At 61.8% G+C, this 19,503-nt stretch carries 17 protein-coding genes and 1 pseudogene; 6 read left to right on the top strand and 12 right to left on the bottom strand.

Annotation, left to right across the window (positions count from 1 at the left end; translation table 11 throughout):
• Positions 1-60: 60 nt before the first annotated feature.
• Positions 61-1,419: a DNA (cytosine-5-)-methyltransferase gene (dcm, locus tag AC1DPX_RS09960; RefSeq protein ID WP_477236242.1), complete on the top strand. Its 1,359-nt coding sequence runs from the start codon at positions 61-63 to the stop codon at positions 1,417-1,419.
• On the opposite strand, the gene AC1DPX_RS09955 is transcribed toward dcm, so the two are convergent.
• Entirely contained in the window at positions 1,416-1,724 is a 309-nt protein-coding gene (locus AC1DPX_RS09955) for a hypothetical protein (protein ID WP_477236240.1), read from the bottom strand. The two genes, dcm and AC1DPX_RS09955, sit on opposite strands and share 4 nt — an antisense overlap.
• On the opposite strand from AC1DPX_RS09955, the gene AC1DPX_RS09950 reads away from it, so the two are divergent.
• From AC1DPX_RS09950 to AC1DPX_RS09940, 3 genes are read left to right on the top strand one after another with little or no spacing between them, the layout of a single operon-like run.
• Entirely contained in the window at positions 1,717-2,193 is a 477-nt protein-coding gene (locus AC1DPX_RS09950) for a very short patch repair endonuclease (RefSeq protein ID WP_477236238.1), read from the top strand. The genes AC1DPX_RS09955 and AC1DPX_RS09950 overlap by 8 nt on opposite strands.
• Complete coding sequence (locus AC1DPX_RS09945; RefSeq protein WP_477236236.1) at positions 2,175-3,404, top strand: type II restriction endonuclease; 1,230 nt, start codon at positions 2,175-2,177, stop codon at positions 3,402-3,404. The genes AC1DPX_RS09950 and AC1DPX_RS09945 overlap by 19 nt, the downstream gene beginning before the upstream one ends.
• A gap of 45 nt (positions 3,405-3,449) precedes the next feature.
• Positions 3,450-4,016 (top strand): hypothetical protein, encoded by a 567-nt coding sequence (locus AC1DPX_RS09940; RefSeq protein WP_477236234.1) that lies wholly within the window; start codon positions 3,450-3,452, stop codon positions 4,014-4,016.
• 233 nt (positions 4,017-4,249) lie between these two features.
• Here the strand turns inward: AC1DPX_RS09940 and AC1DPX_RS09935 are convergent, their stop codons facing one another.
• From AC1DPX_RS09935 to AC1DPX_RS09895, 9 genes and pseudogenes are all read right to left on the bottom strand, one after another.
• Positions 4,250-5,575 (bottom strand): HAMP domain-containing sensor histidine kinase, encoded by a 1,326-nt coding sequence (locus AC1DPX_RS09935; RefSeq protein WP_477236232.1) that lies wholly within the window; start codon positions 5,573-5,575, stop codon positions 4,250-4,252.
• A pseudogene (locus AC1DPX_RS09930) lies at positions 5,572-6,338 on the bottom strand (response regulator). The gene AC1DPX_RS09935 and the pseudogene AC1DPX_RS09930 overlap by 4 nt, the downstream one beginning before the upstream one ends.
• 17 nt (positions 6,339-6,355) lie before the next feature.
• Positions 6,356-7,219: a MipA/OmpV family protein gene (locus AC1DPX_RS09925; protein ID WP_477236230.1), complete on the bottom strand. Its 864-nt coding sequence runs from the start codon at positions 7,217-7,219 to the stop codon at positions 6,356-6,358.
• Between the two features lie 302 nt (positions 7,220-7,521).
• Entirely contained in the window at positions 7,522-10,293 is a 2,772-nt protein-coding gene (locus AC1DPX_RS09920) for a phosphoenolpyruvate carboxylase (protein ID WP_477236228.1), read from the bottom strand.
• A 34-nt stretch (positions 10,294-10,327) separates the two neighbouring features.
• Positions 10,328-11,227 carry a succinate--CoA ligase subunit alpha gene (gene sucD / locus AC1DPX_RS09915; RefSeq protein WP_477236226.1) on the bottom strand — a complete coding sequence of 300 codons (900 nt, stop codon included), beginning with the start codon at positions 11,225-11,227 and terminating at the stop codon, positions 10,328-10,330.
• Between the two features lie 128 nt (positions 11,228-11,355).
• Positions 11,356-12,543, bottom strand: a complete 1,188-nt coding sequence (locus tag AC1DPX_RS09910) for a malate--CoA ligase subunit beta (RefSeq protein WP_095204071.1) — start codon at positions 12,541-12,543, stop codon at positions 11,356-11,358.
• 19 nt (positions 12,544-12,562) lie between these two features.
• Entirely contained in the window at positions 12,563-13,519 is a 957-nt protein-coding gene (locus AC1DPX_RS09905; protein ID WP_477236224.1) for an HpcH/HpaI aldolase/citrate lyase family protein, read from the bottom strand.
• A gap of 11 nt (positions 13,520-13,530) precedes the next feature.
• Positions 13,531-14,721, bottom strand: coding sequence for an aminotransferase class V-fold PLP-dependent enzyme (locus tag AC1DPX_RS09900; RefSeq protein WP_477236222.1), 1,191 nt, complete (start codon positions 14,719-14,721; stop codon positions 13,531-13,533).
• A 123-nt stretch (positions 14,722-14,844) separates the two neighbouring features.
• On the bottom strand, positions 14,845-15,465 hold the full coding sequence (locus AC1DPX_RS09895; protein ID WP_202359208.1) for a response regulator transcription factor: 621 nt from the start codon (positions 15,463-15,465) through the stop codon (positions 14,845-14,847).
• A 423-nt stretch (positions 15,466-15,888) separates the two neighbouring features.
• Here AC1DPX_RS09895 and mgtE point away from each other — a divergent pair, with 423 nt between their 5' ends.
• Together mgtE and AC1DPX_RS09885 are read left to right on the top strand one after the other, a co-directional pair.
• A complete protein-coding gene (gene mgtE / locus AC1DPX_RS09890) occupies positions 15,889-17,301 on the top strand; it encodes a magnesium transporter (protein ID WP_477236220.1) in 1,413 nt (470 codons plus the stop codon).
• 138 nt (positions 17,302-17,439) lie between these two features.
• A complete protein-coding gene (locus AC1DPX_RS09885) occupies positions 17,440-17,826 on the top strand; it encodes a MerR family transcriptional regulator (RefSeq protein WP_006203215.1) in 387 nt (128 codons plus the stop codon).
• Between the two features lie 6 nt (positions 17,827-17,832).
• On the opposite strand, the gene AC1DPX_RS09880 is transcribed toward AC1DPX_RS09885, so the two are convergent.
• Together AC1DPX_RS09880 and AC1DPX_RS09875 are read right to left on the bottom strand one after the other, a co-directional pair.
• On the bottom strand, positions 17,833-18,309 hold the full coding sequence (locus tag AC1DPX_RS09880) for a methyltransferase family protein (protein WP_477236219.1): 477 nt from the start codon (positions 18,307-18,309) through the stop codon (positions 17,833-17,835).
• A complete protein-coding gene (locus AC1DPX_RS09875; RefSeq protein ID WP_477236217.1) occupies positions 18,306-19,304 on the bottom strand; it encodes a heparan-alpha-glucosaminide N-acetyltransferase in 999 nt (332 codons plus the stop codon). The genes AC1DPX_RS09880 and AC1DPX_RS09875 overlap by 4 nt, the downstream gene beginning before the upstream one ends.
• Between the last annotated feature and the right edge of the window lie 199 nt (positions 19,305-19,503).

Below are 19,503 nucleotides of genomic sequence, written 5' to 3'. Positions count from 1 at the left end.
GCCGTAGCACTACCGTCCATTAACCCACCGGCGGTCTTCTTCCCGCCTCGGGACGTTCCCTTGATTGGCGAACTGACCTTCGTCGCATGGCTGATCTTTTCAGGCCTGCACACTCATCCCCAACAAAACATTTGTTCTCATATTGTTCCCTGGAATCGAATCTGCCACTCTGTCAAAATTGTTCCCAGCAAGGCGCGTGACATGACAGAATTTTCGACCCTCCGGCAACAGGCTGGGCTATCGGTGCCAGAAGCCGCCGAACGAACCGGCTATTGTGAGCGCACGGTCTATCGGTGGGAGAACGGCGAAGTAAAACCGCGCAAGGCGGCGCTGGACCTTCTGCGGTCGATCCGCCGGACGCCCGCACAGGAAAGCGCCCCGGCGTTCACATTCATCGATCTGTTCGCCGGTATCGGGGGCCTGAGAAGGGGTTTTGAGCCGATCGGCGGAAAGTGCGTCTTCACGAGCGAATGGGATGCCTACTCTCAGAAGACGTATAGGGCGAACTTTCCCGGCGACGATCATGAGATCCAAGGTGATATTCGCCTTGTGGATTCCGCGTCTATACCGAAGCATGATTTGCTTCTTGCCGGATTCCCTTGCCAGCCGTTTTCCATTGCTGGCGTGTCCAAGAAGAACGCCCTGAACCGTCCGCACGGGTTTGCCTGCGAAGCGCAGGGCACCCTGTTCTTCGACGTAGCGCGCATTATCCGCGACTGTCAGCCGAAGGCTTTCGTGCTGGAGAACGTGAAGAACCTTGTGAACCACGACAAGGGTCACACGTTCCGCGTAATCTATGACGTACTCACCAAGGAGCTTGGCTACCATGTAGACAAGCGCGTTCTCGACGCGAAGTCGTGGGTGCCACAACATCGTGAGCGCATCTTCATCGTCGGCTTCAAGGAGGACGTTGGTTTCAGCTTCGACCGGATGGTCGTGCCTGATCCGCTGAAAGGTCCAAAGCTTGGCACGATTCTCCACAAGAAGGGCGACGAAGCTGAAAAGCTCTTCACGGAAAGCGACGGCCGGGTCGCGGCCAAGTACACCCTTTCCGCGCACCTTTGGGGCTACCTACAGGACTACGCCGACAAGCATCGGGCCAAGGGCAATGGGTTCGGCTTTGGCCTGTTCGACGACAAGGATGTCGCACGGACACTTTCCGCCCGATACTACAAGGACGGCTCCGAAATCCTGATAAGGCAAGGTGCGAAAATTCCCCGTCGATTGACGCCGCGAGAGTGCGCCCGGCTCATGGGTTTTGACCAACCCGGCCGTTCGCCGATGGTGATCCCGGTTTCCGACACACAGGCTTACAAGCAGTTCGGCAACGCCGTCGTGGTGCCCGCTGTTGAAGCCGTGGCCAACTATATGGAGCCCTACCTCATGGAGGCTGTGCGCCCGCTAAAGCTATCGGCCTAATGTGGTCGGCGCTTGATGTCGGCAATCGGACCGATGAGATCGGTAGCGTAGTGGACGGCCAAGGGCGCGCCGGTGAAGCGGACGCCCCACGATTTCTCATCCTCCAGAAAGAAGACGACCTCTATTTCGTCCAGCAACTCCCGTTCCCTAGCGGCTGCAAAGACAGCTTCGATGTAGTCGCGGTAGGGTCCGAGGATCCGCGCCAAATCATCACTCCAGACCTCAGCCAGCGGTTTTTGCTGAACCATAAATTCAATCGTACACTTCATCGCAGATTTCTGCCCGCACTGCCTGGCAATGACCATGGCTGATATTGTGGACGCCGCTACGCGTAGCCGGATGATGAGCGGCATCCGGGCCAAGAATACCAAACCCGAACTCGTGATCCGGCGCGCTCTGCATGCACAGGGTTTCCGTTTCAGGCTTCACCCCAAGACGGTGCCCGGTCGACCCGATCTGGTGCTTCCCCGGTATCGCGTCGCCATCTTCGTTCATGGGTGCTTCTGGCATGGTCATGAGTGCAATCTGTTCCGGCTTCCTAGTACACGGACAGAGTTTTGGGCTGAAAAGATCGCGGCTAATAGACTAAGGGACCAGACAGTCTCAGAGTTGCTTGAGTCAACAGAGTGGCGCACCCTGACAATCTGGGAATGCGCACTTCGCGGGCATGGGAAAATCGGGCTTGGCGAAGTCATCTCCCGGTCTTCGGAATGGATCAAGGGCGGCTCGTCGCGGGAAGAGATCAGGGGGAGACTATGGCAATTGGAGACCTAAGCGACTGGCTTGACGAGTTCGACAAGCCGGACCAGTTCGTCTGGTATGTGAAGCGCCTTTCAGCCAACGACACGCTAGCGAACAAGGCGCATCAGGCCGGGCCGTATGTCCCCAAGGGGTTCCTCTTCGACCTATTTCCGAAGCTCAACAATCCGAACGAGAAAAACCCGCGCGTTTCGGTCGATGTCATAATCGATTCCCATGCCGCCCGCGTGACGGCGACTGCCATCTGGTATAATGGCAGGGTTTTCGGCGATGGCACCCGGAACGAAACGCGGATGACCAACTTCGGCGGCAAGGAGTCGCCACTTCTCAATCCAGAAAGCACCGGCGCATTGACGGTTTTCGCGTTCGCTCTCGATGACGCGAAAGCGGCAACGGCGTGTCACGTCTGGGTTTGCGACCATACGCTTGAAGAGGACCTTATTGAAGAGCGCATCGGGCCGGTAGAGCCTAAGCAGGCTGTGTTCTGGATACCGGGCGTGGGGCGTCCTGACCTGTTCCGCAAGCCGATACGCACCGATTGCCGCCTTACCACGGCAGAAATTCCTGCCGCATGGCTGTTGAAGTTCCCCAGCGGCGTCGAGGTCATTCGCAAGGCGGTTGAGCTTCGTCCCGTGAAGCTCCTCAAACCCGACGACCGGCTCATGAAGCGCCGCAAATGCGAGTACGAGGTTTTCCAGAGCGTGGAGGAAGCGTTCTTCCTGCCTAAGATCAAAGAGGGCTTCACCACAATCACCGACTTTGTAGGCATGGCGCAATCGGTGCTCCAAAGTCGAAAATCCCGTGCAGGAAATTCGCTAGAGCTACACGCCAAAGAGATTTTCACCGAAGAAGGTTTCCGGCCGCTGGTAGAGTTTCACCACAAGCCGGTGATCGAAGGCGGCAAGATTCCAGACTTTCTGTTCCCGTCCGCAGCGGCCTACGCGGACATGACATTCCCTGCCGAGAAGCTTCGTATGCTTGCGGCCAAGACGACCGTAAAGGATCGCTGGCGTCAGGTCATCAACGAAGCCAACAGGATCGAGACGAAGCATCTTTTGACATTGCAGGAAGGTGTCTCGGAAGGGCAGTTCAGGGAAATGCAGGATGCTAAGGTGCAGCTTGTGGTGCCGGAGGAACTGCACAAGGCTTATCCCAAAGAAGTGCAGCCGCACCTTATGACGCTGGAAAGTTTCTTGGGCGACGTTCGACTGACATTGCTGCCGTAGCGATGGGCAATTGATGAAAACGGTTCGTCGGGTTTTGGTGAAAGAATGAGCGGAATGAGCAGGCCTAACGACGCTGCGGGTCTACAACTTGAACCTGACGGACGCTTTACCGTGAATGGTAAGACCGTCGGTTCGCACCATTTCGTCAATGGTCGTTCGATCGTTCGGTTGGACATTACCTATGAGACGGTGAGCGAGGAGTGGATTGACCCCATCGCGCATTTTTTGTGGCAGCTACAGAAGTTGCCAGAATACATGCCGGTCAAATCGGTCGTAGGTTTTGAAATCGAAACCGACGAAAGCGAGGTCGAAGTTTTAAGCGGAGTAAGCCGTCGTCTGGACGAGAAGACGATCAAGGGGAACGGATACAAGTGGCGCTTTCACAAGAACGACGCGGACGAATTTCCATCCCCTCTCCATGGGCATGATTACGAAAGAGGGCTCAAGTTAGATGCGATTACAGGCAAGATTTTTGACACTTCAACGAAAAATCACTGCGAGACTCTCAAAAGCAAGGCCCTTTTAGAAGTGCAGACGGCCCTTCGTGCATCGGCGGACTTTACCGATAAGGTCGGGCGGTATCTTCCTCCGCCCCCGCTTCAGGTGACCTAAACAGTAACCTAAAAGGTGACCTAAAAGCGGGGTTGGGTGACCTAATTTGCAGTTCGGTTAATGAGCAAATTTTTCTTTCGGAATCAACGCATTAGGCTGCATTTCCAATAGTCGTGTTCGAAAATCGAGTCTTCTCGACCGCACCAAAATTTCCTGAAGCAAGCCTTCGGACGCCTTGAAGTAGCCTCCGGCAATACGGCGATCATCAGACCCTGAGTACGGCGCCGGCCGCTCTATTGCGGCTGGACATCAGGTCCATTCGGCAGGTCGACGGTCACGACGAGGCCGGTTGGCTGGTTGTCGTGCAACTCGATCTTGCCGCCGTGACCCTGGATTATATCAGCCACGATCGACAGGCCCAGCCCGAAGCCATGCTTTGAGGCAACGCCGCGCGACATGTCCTCCTTGAAGAAGGGTTCGAAAACGCGGGAGCGCGCCGTCATTGAAATGCCCGGCCCATCGTCGCCGACCGCGATGCGCGCCGCCGTGTCGGTCTGCGTCAAGGCGACGGTGACGTTGGCGGCGAATTTGACCCCGTTGTCGCACAGATTGGTGATCGCGCGCGCCAGCGCGTTGGGCTTGCACCAGCCCAGAAGCCTGTCCGGCCCGGAATAGGAAACCGAAAACCCGACATCGGAGAATTCGGCGCAGACGGTCTGCAGCACGCTGGCAATATCGGCCCGCTGCAGCTTTTCCGTCGAGACGTCGTTGCGCAGATAGGTCAGGGTCTCGTCGATCAGGTCCTCGATGTGCCTGATATCGGACAATATGGCGGTTCGAACGGGGCCGTCATCCATGCGCTCGGCGCGAAGCCGCAGCCGCGTCAACGGCGTGCGCAGATCATGGCTGACGCTGCGCAGCATGCGCGTGCGGTTCTCGATCATGGTGCGGATGCGGGTCCTCATCCTGTTCAGCGCGCGCGCCAGACCGACCATTTCGATGGAGCCGCGTTCGGCGAAAAGCTCGTTGCCGTTCTCGATCTCGGCTTCCCCCACGGCGTTCGAGATGCGCTTCAACGGCTCCGTCACGGCCCAGACCGCAAACAGCCAGATCAGGACGGGCAAGGCGATGAAAGCCATGAACCTGTAGAACGAGACACGCACGAAGCCTGATGTCAGCCAGGAATCGGGCATGCCGAAATGCGCCAGGACGCTCTGCTGGTCCAGATCGATGACAAACGCGTATCGGCCGCCGATCCGTATCCAGCGCCCGGCGACCGCGCTGCTCTCGATCTGGAGAAGCCATGTGATGCTTCGCCATTGCAGATAGGAATCTGGAATGGTGCTGATCAGCTCCCTGGGCAGGATCTTGAAATCAAAGCCGGCGCGCGTCGCCGCGGCCAGAACAGCGCTGCGGGCTTCGGTTGGCGTTTCGCGCAACAAGTCAGCGACAACGGCAGCTCGCTTGGCGCTGTCTTCCACGACGGGGAGGTCGGCATTCTCGATCAGGCCTTCGAAGGCCGATCCGGCGGACATGATCACGATCACGGCCATGAAAATGATTGCCGCGAACTGCCCGCGCACCGACTGCGGCAGGAAGCGGCGGACCAGATCCCTCACGCTTCCTCCACCGTGGCGGTGAAGATGTAGCCGCCCAGCCGGACAGTCTTGAGAAGAACCGGATCGCGCGCGTCCTTTTCGATCTTCTGGCGGATCCGGCTGACATGGACATCGATGCTGCGCTCGATCGGGCCGGCAAGTCCGGCATGGGTGACGCTGAGAAGCTCCTCGCGCGACAGAACCCGGCCCGCATTGCGGCAGAACGCCAGCAAAAGATCGAATTCATGCGTCGTGGTCGCAACCCGCGCATTGCTGGGATCATGCAATTGCCGGCGAACGGGATCGAGGCGCCAGCCGTTGAAGCGAAGCACCTTCGTGCGGTCGCGTTCGTCGGGAGCGTAGGCCGTGCGGCGCAGCAATGCCCTTATCCTTGCCGTCAGTTCGCGCGCGCTGAACGGTTTCGTCACGTAGTCGTCGGCGCCGATCTCCAGTCCGAAGATGCGGTCGATTTCCTCGCCAAGCGCCGTCAGCATCACGATCGGAACGTTCGTTTGCGCGCGAAGCCGGCGGCAGATGCTGAGGCCGTTTTCGCCAGGCAGCATGATGTCGAGCACGATCAGGTCGAATTTCTGATTGCGGAGCGCGGCGTTCATGCGGACGCCGTTGCCGGCGATTCCACGATCATGCCGTTTTCCGCGAGCGTCTCGCCCAGCATGCGGGCGATCTCGATATCATCTTCGACAATGAGGATATGCGGGCCTTGCCTCGGCGATCTGAACTCGGCGTTCAAATCGCTCCGGCTGGAGCTTACCGCGGCCTGCATTGCATCATGTGTGGGCATCAAAACCGATATCCGACGAGAAGCATTCCCGAGGGCTGGACCTTGTCGACGACAACAGGGCTGTCGGCAGCGTCCCCCATAAGAATGCCGACCCCCGCCTGGCCACGCACCATCCAGTTGCGATTGAGCATATATGTGGCGGAAATCGAAAAATCTGCGCGCTTGAACCCCGCGCCGGCGTTGTATTGGGCCAGCCCCGAGCGAGCCGATTGTTCCGGGGTGACGCCGAAATAGGCCTGCATGTATTTTTCGTCGGCGAAGACGACCGATGCGCCGGCGCCGACCATCCATGACGGGGAAAGCGGCCGGGTCACCTCGATGCCGAGCGTGCCCTCCATCCCGTCGCTGCCGCCGACGGTCTTGTCCACTTGCGCGTAGATTTTCGCCGGACCGAATTTCACCGCCGCCTTGGCGCCGACGACCGCGCCCATGTCGACATCACCCAGGCCGCGCAGACGATCGGCATCGTCTTCCTTGCGGCCCATGTCGTAGCCAAGCCGCGCGCTGAGTTCGAACGGCCCCTGTTCATAGAGGGCGATATTGGCGCCCGTCGGATCGATCCTCACAGTGTCAAGGAATGTCGCCGATATGAAAGGCACCGGCATGACCTTGAACTCGTTGCTGCCCTCATATTTGGGGACGATGATGGCGCCGCCGCCCAGGACGACATGCCAGTCGGCCAGCTTCTGTTCGAAGCGCCCGAAACGCGAAGGATTGGGTGGTGGGGGCAAATCCCCGGTATCGGCGGCATCGGTATCGACGGCAATAGCGTCCGCCGCCTGCACGATCTCCGTTGAAAACAGGATTGCCATCGCCGCGAGAGAGGCCCGGCCGGCGACGAGTCCAGAAACCATTTTGTACATGCATGCTCCAGAGCAGCGAGGCCGTAAGAGCCCCCGATGCTCGGACTATTTCAGGTGAAAATGGCTGCATGCGTGAAGTGATGTTAAGTTTTGTTGCGCAATCTTGGCCTGATCTTGGCTCCTGTAAGAGCGCGTCCACAAACGGCCTGGCGTCAGCCAGCGTATCGGCCACGACCTCACCAAGCGAAGACGGCGTTGGTACGACGACGACACCGGCCTCTTTCGGATTTCTACTGTTTCCTGCCGCCGCAAGCCATGCGCTGCAGGTGCCTTGGACAACCACGGCTTGGCGAAAACCGGGCCTATCCCGTCCACCCAAGGCCGGCCGAGATGCAATTGATCGATACGAGCAGAGCGTCGGTGGCCCGCTTTTGATCCACTGCCCCGGTATTTGTCCGAACTTCACGCAGCAGATCGACCTGCAGCCGGTGAATGTCATCCATCTGTCGCCGCAGATTGTCGAAGCGCCGCTTGAACATCGGAAAGCGCGCGGAGAGATCACCTCCCGTGAGGTCACCAATCAGGCGCCGCGTCAGCCCGTATTCGGCGGCGATGCGGGCGTAGATCCGTCGGGCCGCATCGCTGTCGGACACCAGGCGGGCGTAGAGCCGCGCGATCTCCATGTCGGACTGGTAAAGCGTCTTTTCCGCCTCGTCGACGATCAGGCGGAAGAAGCGCGAGTGCTCGAACATGCGAGCCAGAAGCTCGCGCCCGGCCTCGCCGCGCACCGTGACGAAGGCGCTGAGCGCGCTGCCGATGCCATACCAGCCGGTCAACAGATGACGGTTCTGGCTCCAGGCGAACACCCATGGAATGGCGCGCAGGTCGGCAATGCCGCTGGCGCCGAAACGGCGCTCCGGCCGGGAACCCATTTTCAGGAGCGCCAGTTCCGCGACCGGGCTCGCCTGGTTGAAATAGTCGAGGAAGCCAGGCTCAGCCATCAGCCCGGCATAGGATGCCTGCGACATGCCTGCCAGCGCTTCCAGCGCTTCATTGAACTCCGGCGTTTCCTTCGCCTCGACATCACCGGGCGATCCGGCACTGTGGGCCAGCACGCCGGCGGCGAGAATCTCGAGCTGGTTGAGCCCGGTGCCGCGATTGGCGAATTTCGACGATACGACCTCGCCCTGCTCGGTCACCCGCATGGCTCCAGCGACAGTGCCTTCGGGCTGCGCCGCGATCGCCCGGCCGGTCGGCGCGCCGCCACGGCTGACAGAGCCGCCGCGACCGTGGAAGAAACCGATCCTGACCTTGTGCTTGTGCCCGACGGCAGCGAGGCGCTTTTGCGCTTTTGCCAGTTCCCAATTGGACGCGAGGAAACCGCCATCCTTGTTGGAATCTGAATAGCCAAGCATGATTTCCTGGCGCGCCCCGAAATCTCGCACCGTCCGCCTCACCAGCGAAACGGCGAGCAAATCATTCAGGATGCCAGGGGCGGCCTGCAGATCAGCGATGGTCTCGAACAACGGCACGATCCGCAGCCTGATCGTGCCGCCGCCGGGCGGGGTTGAAAGTCCGCAATATTGCGCCAGCAGATAGACCGCCAGAAGATCGTCGGCCGAGCGGGTCATGCTGAGGACGAAAGCGCCGACTGCGTCGGCGTCCAAGCCGGAAGTATGGTCGCGGATGACAGAGAATGTCGAAAGCAGTTCAGCTGCTTCAGGCGAGAGCCGGCCTGCGTCGATCTCCAGCCGCTCGCCCTGGCTGACGGCCGCGCGAATGCGCGCCGACCATTGCGGCGTGCCGGCTGCGACCGGATCGGCGGGATTTGTCAGCGCAAACAGCTCGGCCAGCACCCGGTTGACCACCGTGGAGTTCTGCCGGACGTCGAGCGAGACCGTACGCAAGCCGAAGCTTCCGACTTGCCAGAGCAGGGGTTGGACAAAACGCTTGGCTGCCGCGCGTCCTCCGATCGCTTCGAGAACACGAGACAGGCTGTCCAGATCAGCGCGAAACGCCTCTGCCGAGTGGTACGCCGCCATGCCGCCGTTTCGCGTGGCCTCCAGCCGGGCAAGCAAGGCCGAAGCGAACTGGCGAAGCGGTTCATCAGGATTGCGGGCGGCGATCATGTGCGCCTGTCCGCTTTTATCAAGCGCGGTTTGCAGCACCGGTTCGAAGCTTGCCGGCAGAGCGACGACATTCGAGCTGGCGCTGAGCACCGTCACCAGCCGCTGCAACTGCGTCAGATACCAGACTATGGCGGTATCGCGGTATTCGGTCATGGCATGGGCGGTGACTGCGGCCGTCACATTGGGATTGCCATCGCGATCGCCGCCGATCCACGAGGCATAGCGCATGAAGGAGGGAATGCTGATCGGCTCTCCCGGATAGTGACGCGCGAAGGCGCCTTGAAGCTTGCCGTAGAGCTGCGGCGTTGCCTCGAAGATGACTTCGCGAAAGAAATGCAGTCCCCAGGCGATCTCGCGTTCGACGGTCGGACGCTCAAGTCGCAACTCGCCCGTCATCCACAGAAGCTCGATCTCGCTTTCCAGATCGGCGATCAACAGGTCGCGTTCGCGCGGCGCCCAGCGCGGCTGATCGAGCTCGGTCAGCTTGCGATAGATACGGCGGTGGATCTCCAGCACCGTGACGCGTTTGGCCTCGGTCGGGTGCGCGGTCATGGTCGGGCCGACGCAAAGCTCATTGAGCGTCGCCTGGACTTCCTGCGCTGAGTGGCCGTTGGCTGCCATCTGCGCGATGACGCTGGCGAAGGAGCCTGGCACTTCGTCGACACCCGCGCCTTGTTCGAGTTCGCGACGCGCCCGCATGGCAAACAACTCGTCTGCAATCGCCAGCAACTGGAACCATACGCCGCTCGCCTGAAGCGCCGGGATGCGCTGCTCGGCGGCGAGCGAGACAAGCGACCTGCGTCCCGTCAGGACGGCGGCGATCTCGGGCTCTCGCGCGCTTGCGACCTGCAGCAGCAGACGCAACAAAAGGCTGCGCTCGTCCTCGCGAAAGTTGATGCGTCTGCTCTGTTCCAACTGCTTTCCTGATCCGTCCGCATCGATTGCTGCTATAGCCGTGCCCTGGACGTCCTCCAGCGGCTTCAGCGCCGCTGGAACAGACTTCACGTCTTGCGCTATGCGGCCTTGGCCCGGTCTGCCGTCACGCCGCCTTCTTCATCCGCGCCAGCGTATCGGCCACCACCTCGCCAAAGGACGACGGCGTCGGCACGATGATGACGCCTGCCTCCTTCAGGATCTCGACCTTCTCCTGCGCCGACTCGCCGAAGGCCGAGATGATGGCGCCGGCGTGGCCCATGCGGCGGCCTTTCGGGGCGGAGAGGCCGGCGATGTAGGCGATCAGCGGCTTGCGCATGTTGTCGCGCGCCCAGATCGCGGCTTCGGCCTCCTGCGGTCCGCCGATCTCGCCGATCATCACCACGGCGTCGGTCTCGTCGTCCTGCTCGAACAGTTTCAGCATGTCCTTGAACGAGGAGCCGTTGATCGGGTCGCCGCCGATGCCGACGCTGGTCGACACACCGATGCCGAGCGCCTTCATCTGCGAGGCCGCCTCGTAGCCGAGCGTGCCGGAGCGGCCGACAATGCCGACGCGGCCGGGCAGGTAGATGCTGCCCGGCATGATGCCCATCAGCGCCTGTCCCGGCGTGATCATGCCGGCACAGTTCGGGCCGATCAGCCGCATGCGGTCTTCGTAGCGGTAGCGCAGCATGTAGCGTTTGACCTGCATCATGYCCTGCGAGGGGATGCCGTCGGTGATGCAGACACAGAGTTTTATGCCGGCATCCGCCGCTTCCATGATCGAATCGGCGGCAAAGGGCGGCGGCACGAAGACGATGCTCGCCTCGGCGCGGGTCTCGCGCACCGCGCCCTTGACCGTGTTGAAGACGGGCAGGCCGAGATGCTTCTGGCCGCCCTTGCCGGGCGTGACGCCGCCGACCAGCTTGGTGCCGTAGCGTTTCATGTCCTCGGCGTGAAAGCTGCCAATCTTGCCGGTGAAACCCTGGACGATGACCCGGGTGCTGCGGTTGAGCAGAATTGCCATTTTTTCGACCTCCCTAGAGCATCATGCCGAAAAGTGTGAAGCGGTTTTCGGACGACATCATGCTCTATCTGTTTGATTTTAGAGACGGATTCAGATTTCAGGTCGATTCGACCTGAAATTATCAGGCTCTAGGCTGCTTTTTTCTTCTTGGCGGCCGCGCGCCAGGCGGCGACGGCTTTTTCGGCGGCTTCGGCCAGCGTGTCGGCAACGATCACCGCCTCGCCGGAATCGGCCAGGATGCGGCGGCCTTCCTCGGCCTTGGTGCCGGATAGGCGCACCACCAGCGGTACGTTGACGCCGACTTCGCGTATCGCCTTGATCACGCCTTCGGCGACCCAGTCGCAGCGGTTGATGCCGGCGAAGATGTTGACAAGGATGGTCTCGACATTCTTGTCGCCGAGCACGGCGCGGAAGGATTTCGCCACCCGCTCGGGCGAGGCGCCGCCGCCGATGTCGAGGAAGTTGGCCGGCTCGCCGCCGGCGATCTTGATCATGTCCATGGTCGCCATGGCGAGACCCGCGCCATTGATGATGCAGCCAATATTGCCGTCGAGGCCGACATAGGAGAGGCCGCGGTCGCTGGCGAAGGTTTCGCGCGGGTCTTCCTGGCTCTTGTCGCGCAGTTCGGAGATTTCCGGCCGCCGGAACAGCGCGTTCTCGTCGAACGACATTTTTGCGTCGAGCGCGATCAGATTGCCGTCGCGCGTCACCACCAGCGGGTTGATCTCCAGCATCGAGGCGTCGTAGTCGCGGAACACCTGGTAGCAGCTGAAGATGGTTTCGGTGGCCTTGCCGATCAGGTTGTGGTCGAGGCCGAGCCCGAAGGCGATCTCGCGCGCCTGAAAACGCTGCATGCCGACGCCGGGATCGACCGATGTGCGCAGGATGGAATTGGGTTCTTTCTCGACGATGTCCTCGATCTCCATGCCGCCGGCAGCCGAAGCCACGATCATGACGCGCTCTTCCTTGCGGTCGAGCACGAAGCCGACATAGAGCTCCTGGGCGATGTCAACGGCTTCCTCAAGGTAGAGCCTGGAGATCAGCTTGCCGCGCGGGCCGGTCTGCTGGGTCACCAGCTTGCGGCCGAGCATGGCTTCGGCGGCGTTGGAGATTTCCTCGTCATTGGCGCAGAGCTTGATGCCGCCGGCCTTGCCGCGGGCGCCGGAATGAACCTGCGCCTTCAGGACCCATTTGCTGCCGCCGATCTCGCGCGCCCGGTAGGTCGCCTGTTCGGGGCTGTAGGCCAGCCCGCCGCGCGGCACATGCACGCCGTGGCGGGCAAGCAGTTCCTTGGCCTGATATTCGTGGATGTCCATTGTTGTCCTCCCTGAACAGTCAATGCGTGGCGGTTTGGCCGGCGCGTTCGATGGCTTCGTTGACCACCAGAACATTGCGCGCCATGCGTTCCGACGCGGCGTCGATCATCTTGCCGTCGAGGGCGGCGGCGCCCTTGCCCTGAGCCTCGGCTTCCCTGAGTACTTCGAGAATCCGCCTGGCGCGCGTGACCTCTTTTTCGGGCGGCGAGAAGACGTCGTTGGCGAGCGCGATCTGCGAGGGGTGGATCGCCCATTTGCCTTCGATGCCAAGCGCCGCGGCGCGCCTGGCGCCGGCGATATAACCTTCCGGATCGGAGAAATCACCGAACGGGCCGTCAATGGCGCGCAGGCCATAGGCGCGGCAGGCAACCGTCATGCGCGACAGGGCGAAATGCCACTGGTCGCCGGGATAGTCGGGGTTGAGGCCACCAATGTTGACGGTGCGCGCCTTGCAACTCGCTGCATAGTCGGCGACACCGAAATGCATGGCCTCCAGCCGGCCTGGCGTGGCGGCGATCGCCTCGACATTGGCCATGCCGAGCGCTGTCTCGATCAGCGCTTCCAAGCCGACGCGGGTCTTGTAACCCTTGGCCATCTCGATCTGGTTGACCATGGCCTCGACCATGTAGAGGTCGGCCGGCACGCCGACCTTCGGAACCAGGATGGTGTCGAGCCGGTCGCCGGCCTGTTCCATGACGTCGACCACGTCGCGGTACATGTAGTGGGTGTCCAACCCATTGATGCGCACCGAGACGGTCTTGCCCTTGGCGCGCCAGTCGATGTCGTTCAGCGCCTGGATGATGTTCTTGCGGGCGCGTTCCTTGTCGGGTGGCGCGACCGCGTCCTCGATGTCGAGGAAGATGAAGTCGGCGGCGCTGTTGGCCGCCTTTTCGATCATCTCCGGGCTGGAGCCGGGAACCGCCAGCTCGCTGCGCTGCAGCCGCAATTTCTTCAAATGGTTGATGGTGTGGCTCATCGTGCGCTCCCTCAAGCGGCTTCGGCGACCGGCACGGCGGCCGAGGCGCGGAAATGCTGGATGGCGGCGCCGACGCCGGAACCCGGCGACAGCCGCACGCCGCAATCGAGCAGCGCCATTTCGGCCGCCGACAGCGAGGAGAGCACCATCACCTCGTTCAGCCAGCCGAGATGGCCGATGCGGAAGACCTTGCCCATCACCTTGTTGAGGCCGCCGCCCAGCGAGGTCTGGTAGGTGCGGTAGGCGCGCTTGACGATGTCGCCACTGTCGATGCCTTCCGGCACCAGAATGGCGCTGACCGTATCGGAATGCCATTTCGGCGCTTTCGCACAGAGCTTCAGGCCCCAGGCATCGACCGCCTTGCGCACGCCTTCGGCCAGGCGATGGTGGCGGGCGAAGATGTTGTCCAGCCCTTCCTCCGCGATCAGGTCGAGCGAGGCGCGCAGGCCGCGCAACAGCTGCGTCGCCGGCGTATAAGGAAAATAGCCGGCATCGTTGGCGCGGATCATGTCCTCGAAGGAGAAGAAGCAGCGCCGGTGGGTGGAGGTCCGCGAAGCCACGAGCGCCTTCTTGCTGACGGAGAGGAAGCCGAGGCCGGCGGGCAGCATGAAGCCCTTCTGCGATCCGCTGACGGCGCAGTCGACGCCCCATTCCTCCTGGCGGAAATCGATCGAGCCGATCGACGACACGCCGTCGACGAAGAGCAGGGCAGGGTGGTTGGCATCGTCGAGCGCGGCGCGGCAGCCGGCGACATCGCTGGTCACGCCTGTCGCCGTCTCGTTCTGCGTGCAGAACACGGCCTTGATGCGGTGCGCCTTGTCCGCCTTAAGCCGCTCGGCATAGAGCTCGAGTGGCACGCCGGTGCCCCATTCGCAGTCGATGACATCGACCTCGAGGCCGAGGCGTTCGGCCATGTCGACCCACAGATGCGAGAACTGGCCGAAGCGCGACATCAGCACGCGGTCGCCGGGGCTGAGCACATTGGTCATCGCCGCTTCCCAGGCGCCGGTGCCCGAGGACGGGTAGATGAAGACGCGGCCGGTCTCGTTCTTGAAGACGCGTTTGATGTCCTCGAACAGCGGCAAGGTGAGATCCGGGAAGGACGCGGCGCGCATGTCCTCCATCGGCAGGTTCATCGCCTGCCGAACCTGCTCGGGAATGTTGGTCGGCCCGGGAATGAAAAGATGGGTGAAACCGGCCATGATGCGAACTCCTCCTGATCCAGCAAAGCGGTGGGGGGAGTTTCGTTTCGACGGCTAAAGCCAGCAACACCTTGGCGGGTAAGATCTCGCCGCGCGCGGGTGGGGCGGGACTACCCGGTTGGCCTACCCGAAAGGCTGCTTCTGGGTGCGCCTTTCGCGCGCATAGAGCGCGACAGCCATCGCCCGGTTGCGGACGTCGAGCTTGTCGTAGAGATTCTTCAGGTGGTACTTCACCGTATTCTCGGAAATGCCGGTCCGCGTGGCGATCTGCAGATTGGTCCAGCCGTCTGAAAGCACCGCCAGCAGCTCGCGCTCGCGCACCGTGAGCTGCGCCAGCGGCGTGTCGTTGACCTTGTTGATGTCGATATAGGGAATGCAGATACGGCCGTGCGCGACCGCCAGGATCGTATCAAAGATGATTGCCGGATCGTCGAACTGGAAACAGTAGCCCTGGGCGCCGAGCCGCACGCATTGCTTCAGGATGCCGATGTCGTGGTCGTTGGAAAAGACAGTGATGCGCACGTCGAGCTTGCGGCTCTGGACCTCGGCCAGCACATCCGCGCCGTCCATGTCGGCGAGCTTCCAGCCGATGATTGCGACGTCGAACCCGCCCTTGGCAGCAAGATCGAGGAATTGCTTGCCGCTGTGCACACTGCCCAGCAATTCGAAGCGGCCGTCGCATTCGAGCATTTCGCGCAGCGCCGATATGACGAATGGATTGCGCTCGGCGACGACAATGCGCATCCGCCGGTCGCCAATTGCCTTGCTCGTTTTCCCGGGCTTGCTGTTCAAGGGCCGTTTTTGTCCTGGGCTGATCGTGCCGCACTCCGAGGCCAGGCTTCAGGCCTGGACCCGTATCATGACAATTCTGACCCAATCACGCCGGGGTGCTCTTTCCCCAGCGACATCGGCTGTCGCGCCGTCTGAAGCCGGAATTCGCCGGTTCTTGATGGGACAGGCATTGCCAGGTCAGGCATCCGTGATACGCGTACCGGGTGGCGCGGAGCCAGCGTTTCGTTTGATATTCCGTGCCTTAGGGCGATAAGTTCCCAGATAGAATCGCGTCTTCGGGCGGGAGGCATCGGATTTCCGCGAAACCGGTTTCCGCTTTAAGGTCCGATGCTCTAGACCTGAGACAGAATTTTTCCGGGATGGCGGGAGGCGCTGGTGGAGGACAAGCAGACGATCTCCGCCAAGGCGGCTGATGACGCCCACGCCGACATCTATGGCGAGGACGGCGCGGTCCTTTCGTCCTTCCTCGCCCAGATCGGCGCTGCGATCGCCGACCGCGATACGCTCACCCTCAAGCATGAAGTCGACCATCTGCACCAGTCGGAACTGGGCGACCTGATCGAGGCGCTGCATCCCGAACAGCGGCGGGCGCTGGTCGAGCTGCTGGGCGCCGATTTCGACTTTTCCGCGTTGACCGAGGTCGATGAGGCGATCCGCATGGAGATCGTCGATCATCTGCCCAATGCGCAGATCGCGCAGGCGGTGCAGGAACTCGATTCCGACGACGCCGTCTACATTCTCGAAGACCTCGAAAAGGAAGACCAGGACGAGATCCTGTCGCAACTGCCGTTCACCGAACGGATCAGGCTGCGCCGCTCGCTCGACTATCCGGAGGAGACCGCCGGGCGGCGCATGCAGACGGAGTTCGTCGCGGTGCCGCCGTTCTGGACCATCGGCCAGACGATCGACTACATGCGCGAGGACAAGAACCTTCCGGACCGTTTCAGCCAGATCTTCGTCATCGACCCGACCTTCAAGCTCGTCGGCGCCATCGACCTCGACCAGATCCTGCGCACCAAGCGCGCGGTGAAGGTCGAGGATGTCATGCATGAGACGCGGCACGCCATCCCGGCCACCATGGACCAGGAAGAGGCGGCGCGGGAATTCGAGCAGTACGACCTCTTGTCGGCCGCCGTCGTCGATGAGAACGACCGGCTGGTCGGCGTGTTGACCATCGATGATGTCGTCGACGTCATCCAGCAGGAAGCCGAGGAAGATCTGCTGCGCATGGGCGGCGTCGGCGACGAGGAACTCTCCGACACGGTGTTCGCAACCTCGCGTTCGCGCGTTCCCTGGCTGCTGGTCAACCTTGTCACGGCATTCCTGGCGGCATCGGTGATCGGCCTGTTCGACCACACGATCGAGCGGATCGTGGCGCTCGCCGTGCTGATGCCGATCGTGGCCGGCATGGGCGGCAATGCAGGCTCGCAAACCATGACCGTCACCGTGCGGGCGCTGGCGACGAAGGACCTCGATATCTACAATGCCGCCCGCATCATCCGCCGCGAAATGGGTGTGGGCTTCATCAACGGCGTTGTCTTTGCCGTTCTGATCGGCATCGTCGCCGCCCTCTGGTTTCGCGATCCCAATCTGGGCGGGATCATCGGCGCGGCCATGATCATCAACATGTTCGCGGCCGCCCTTGCCGGCATCCTGATCCCGCTCATGCTCGACCGGTTCAAGATCGATCCGGCCGTGGCGTCGGCGGTTTTCGTCACCACCGTCACCGACTGCGTCGGGTTTTTCGCCTTCCTCGGCCTTGCAAGCTGGTGGTTCGGGGTGAGGTAGCAGCCTCAATTGACTTTTACGTAAATGCCGTGCGACGCTCGTGCGGGGTGCCGCGTCGATTCCGACGGGCAAGGGTTTGGTTCGGGACAGAAGGCGATGCCGCCGGGCGATCGTCCGGGATTCCGACTTGGAGTGACAATGCGGGAATATTATTCGATCACCGAACTGACCCGCGAATTCGACGTGTCGACGCGGACGCTGCGCTTCTATGAGGATGAGGGGCTTGTGCAACCGGTGCGGCGCGGCCGCACGCGGCTGTTTCGCCCGTCCGACCGCCATCTCATCCGACAGATCATGCGCGGCAAGCGGCTCGGTTTCTCGATCAACGAAATCCGCGAAATCATCCAGATGTACAAGGAGCCGCCGGGCGAGGTCGGCCAGCTCAAGCTGATGATCAAGCGCATCGAGGAAAAGCGCGAGGATCTCAGGCAGAAACGCCGCGATCTCGAGGAGACGCTGGCCGAACTCGACCAGGCCGAGGAATCCTGCGTCGAGCGGCTGGTAGAACTCGGCGTCAATACGTAACGCCGCTCAGATCCAGCGCCGCACGCGCTTGGCGTAATCCCGGTATTTCTTGCCGAACTTCGCCGCCAGCACCTTTTCCTCACGTTCGATGGCGACCTTCTGCGTGACGAAGGCGGCGATGAACGCCAGCGGCAGGAACCAGACGATCCCTGTGACAAAAGCGACGCCGATCAAAAGCAGCGTGTTGGCGAGATACATCGGGTTGCGGGTGATGCCGAAAGGGCCTGTGGTGACGAGGTGATCAGGCACCGCGTTGGGGTTGAGCGTCGTCCGGGCCCGGATCATGGTGCGGATGGCGGTGAACCAGAGTGCGGCGACGCCGAACAGTGCCACCCAGCCGGCGGCGAACAGAAGGTCGCCCAGGAGGTCGCCGATCCAGGGCAGGGGATAGAGCAGGCCGAGAATGACGCTGATGGCGATCGCCGCGACGTAGATCACCGGCGGCCACGGTATCACACCCGGCTTCGGCTGGGTTTCGGTCATTGCGTTCCTCCCTCGTCCATCTTTTCCTCGGTCTGGGCGGTGCAACTGGCGGCCAGGTCGCCCAGATGCGCCCGGAATTCCGCAGTCTGGTCGTTGTTCTCGAGCCGATCAAGCGCGGCTTCGCCCTCCAGCGTCGTCAGCATGCAACTGCAATAGCTCGTGCAGAAGGTCGCGTTGCGCGTCTGCTCGCATGAGCGCTGGCAGGTTTTCAGGAAATTGACCTGCAGGCTTTCGACCTGGGCCGGCATGACTTGCGAGAACAGCCAGACGCAGCCGATCAGCAGCGGCTGGTGGATCAGGTAGAAGGCGAGGCTGTGGCGGCCGATGAAGACCAGCGGATTGGCCCAGCGGCCGGGCATGAGGCTCGCCAGGCGGGCTCGCAGGCTGGCTGCGGAAGCGAGTTTCGCTGTCCCGATGCCGACAAGCACCGCGCCGAACCATGGAAACAGCGGCACATAGTCGTTGGATCGCGGATTGATCGCCGATAGGCCGATCCACCACAGCCAGGGATGATCCAGCGCCTCGAAGCGCAGGTAGACGGGCGCGGCGATGACGAGCGCTGCAACGGCAAGCGTCAGCAGGGCCGGCAGCCGAAGGACGGCGAGGCCGAGCAGGCTGGCGAGCGCGATCTCGTGCAGGATGCCGAAAAAGATGAACCCGTCTGGCGTCGCGATGCGGGTGACCACCGAAATGGCGATCGCCGCTCCGGCGACCATGGCGAAACGTTTCCAGAAACCGTTCCAGCGGATTTGCCGGCCGTGCGCGAGGTAGAGGCTGACGCCGACCAGGAACAGGAAGGTCGAGGCGATGCAACGCGCATAGATCTTCCACCAGCCGAAGGCGGTGAGGCCGGGATCGGTGTAGCCGAAGAATTCCAGGTCCCAGGTGAAATGGTAGCTCGCCATGGCCAGCAGCGCGATGCCGCGCACGATGTCGATGGCGACGATGCGCCTGGATGGTTCCGGAACGGGTGCGGTCGGCGTATCGATGGTCATGGTCTCACGATCTGATTCAGCCCCGCCTGAGGACTATCACGGTTGGACGGGACAGAAGAAGCCAGGGCGTCCGATCATGCGTCGCTTTAGGCCAGCGCCGGGAAGTCTTTGACCGACTTCGCTTTTCACGGCGTATGCGTCGGTTTCCTCTTAATCGTCCGGGAACGACCAAGGCAGATTTGACCGGTGATTCTGCTTT

This window comes from Mesorhizobium sp. 01N446 (assembly GCF_056399285.1).
The sequence above is the reverse complement of the archived record's forward strand: the minus strand, read 5'-3'. Positions and strand labels throughout refer to the sequence as shown.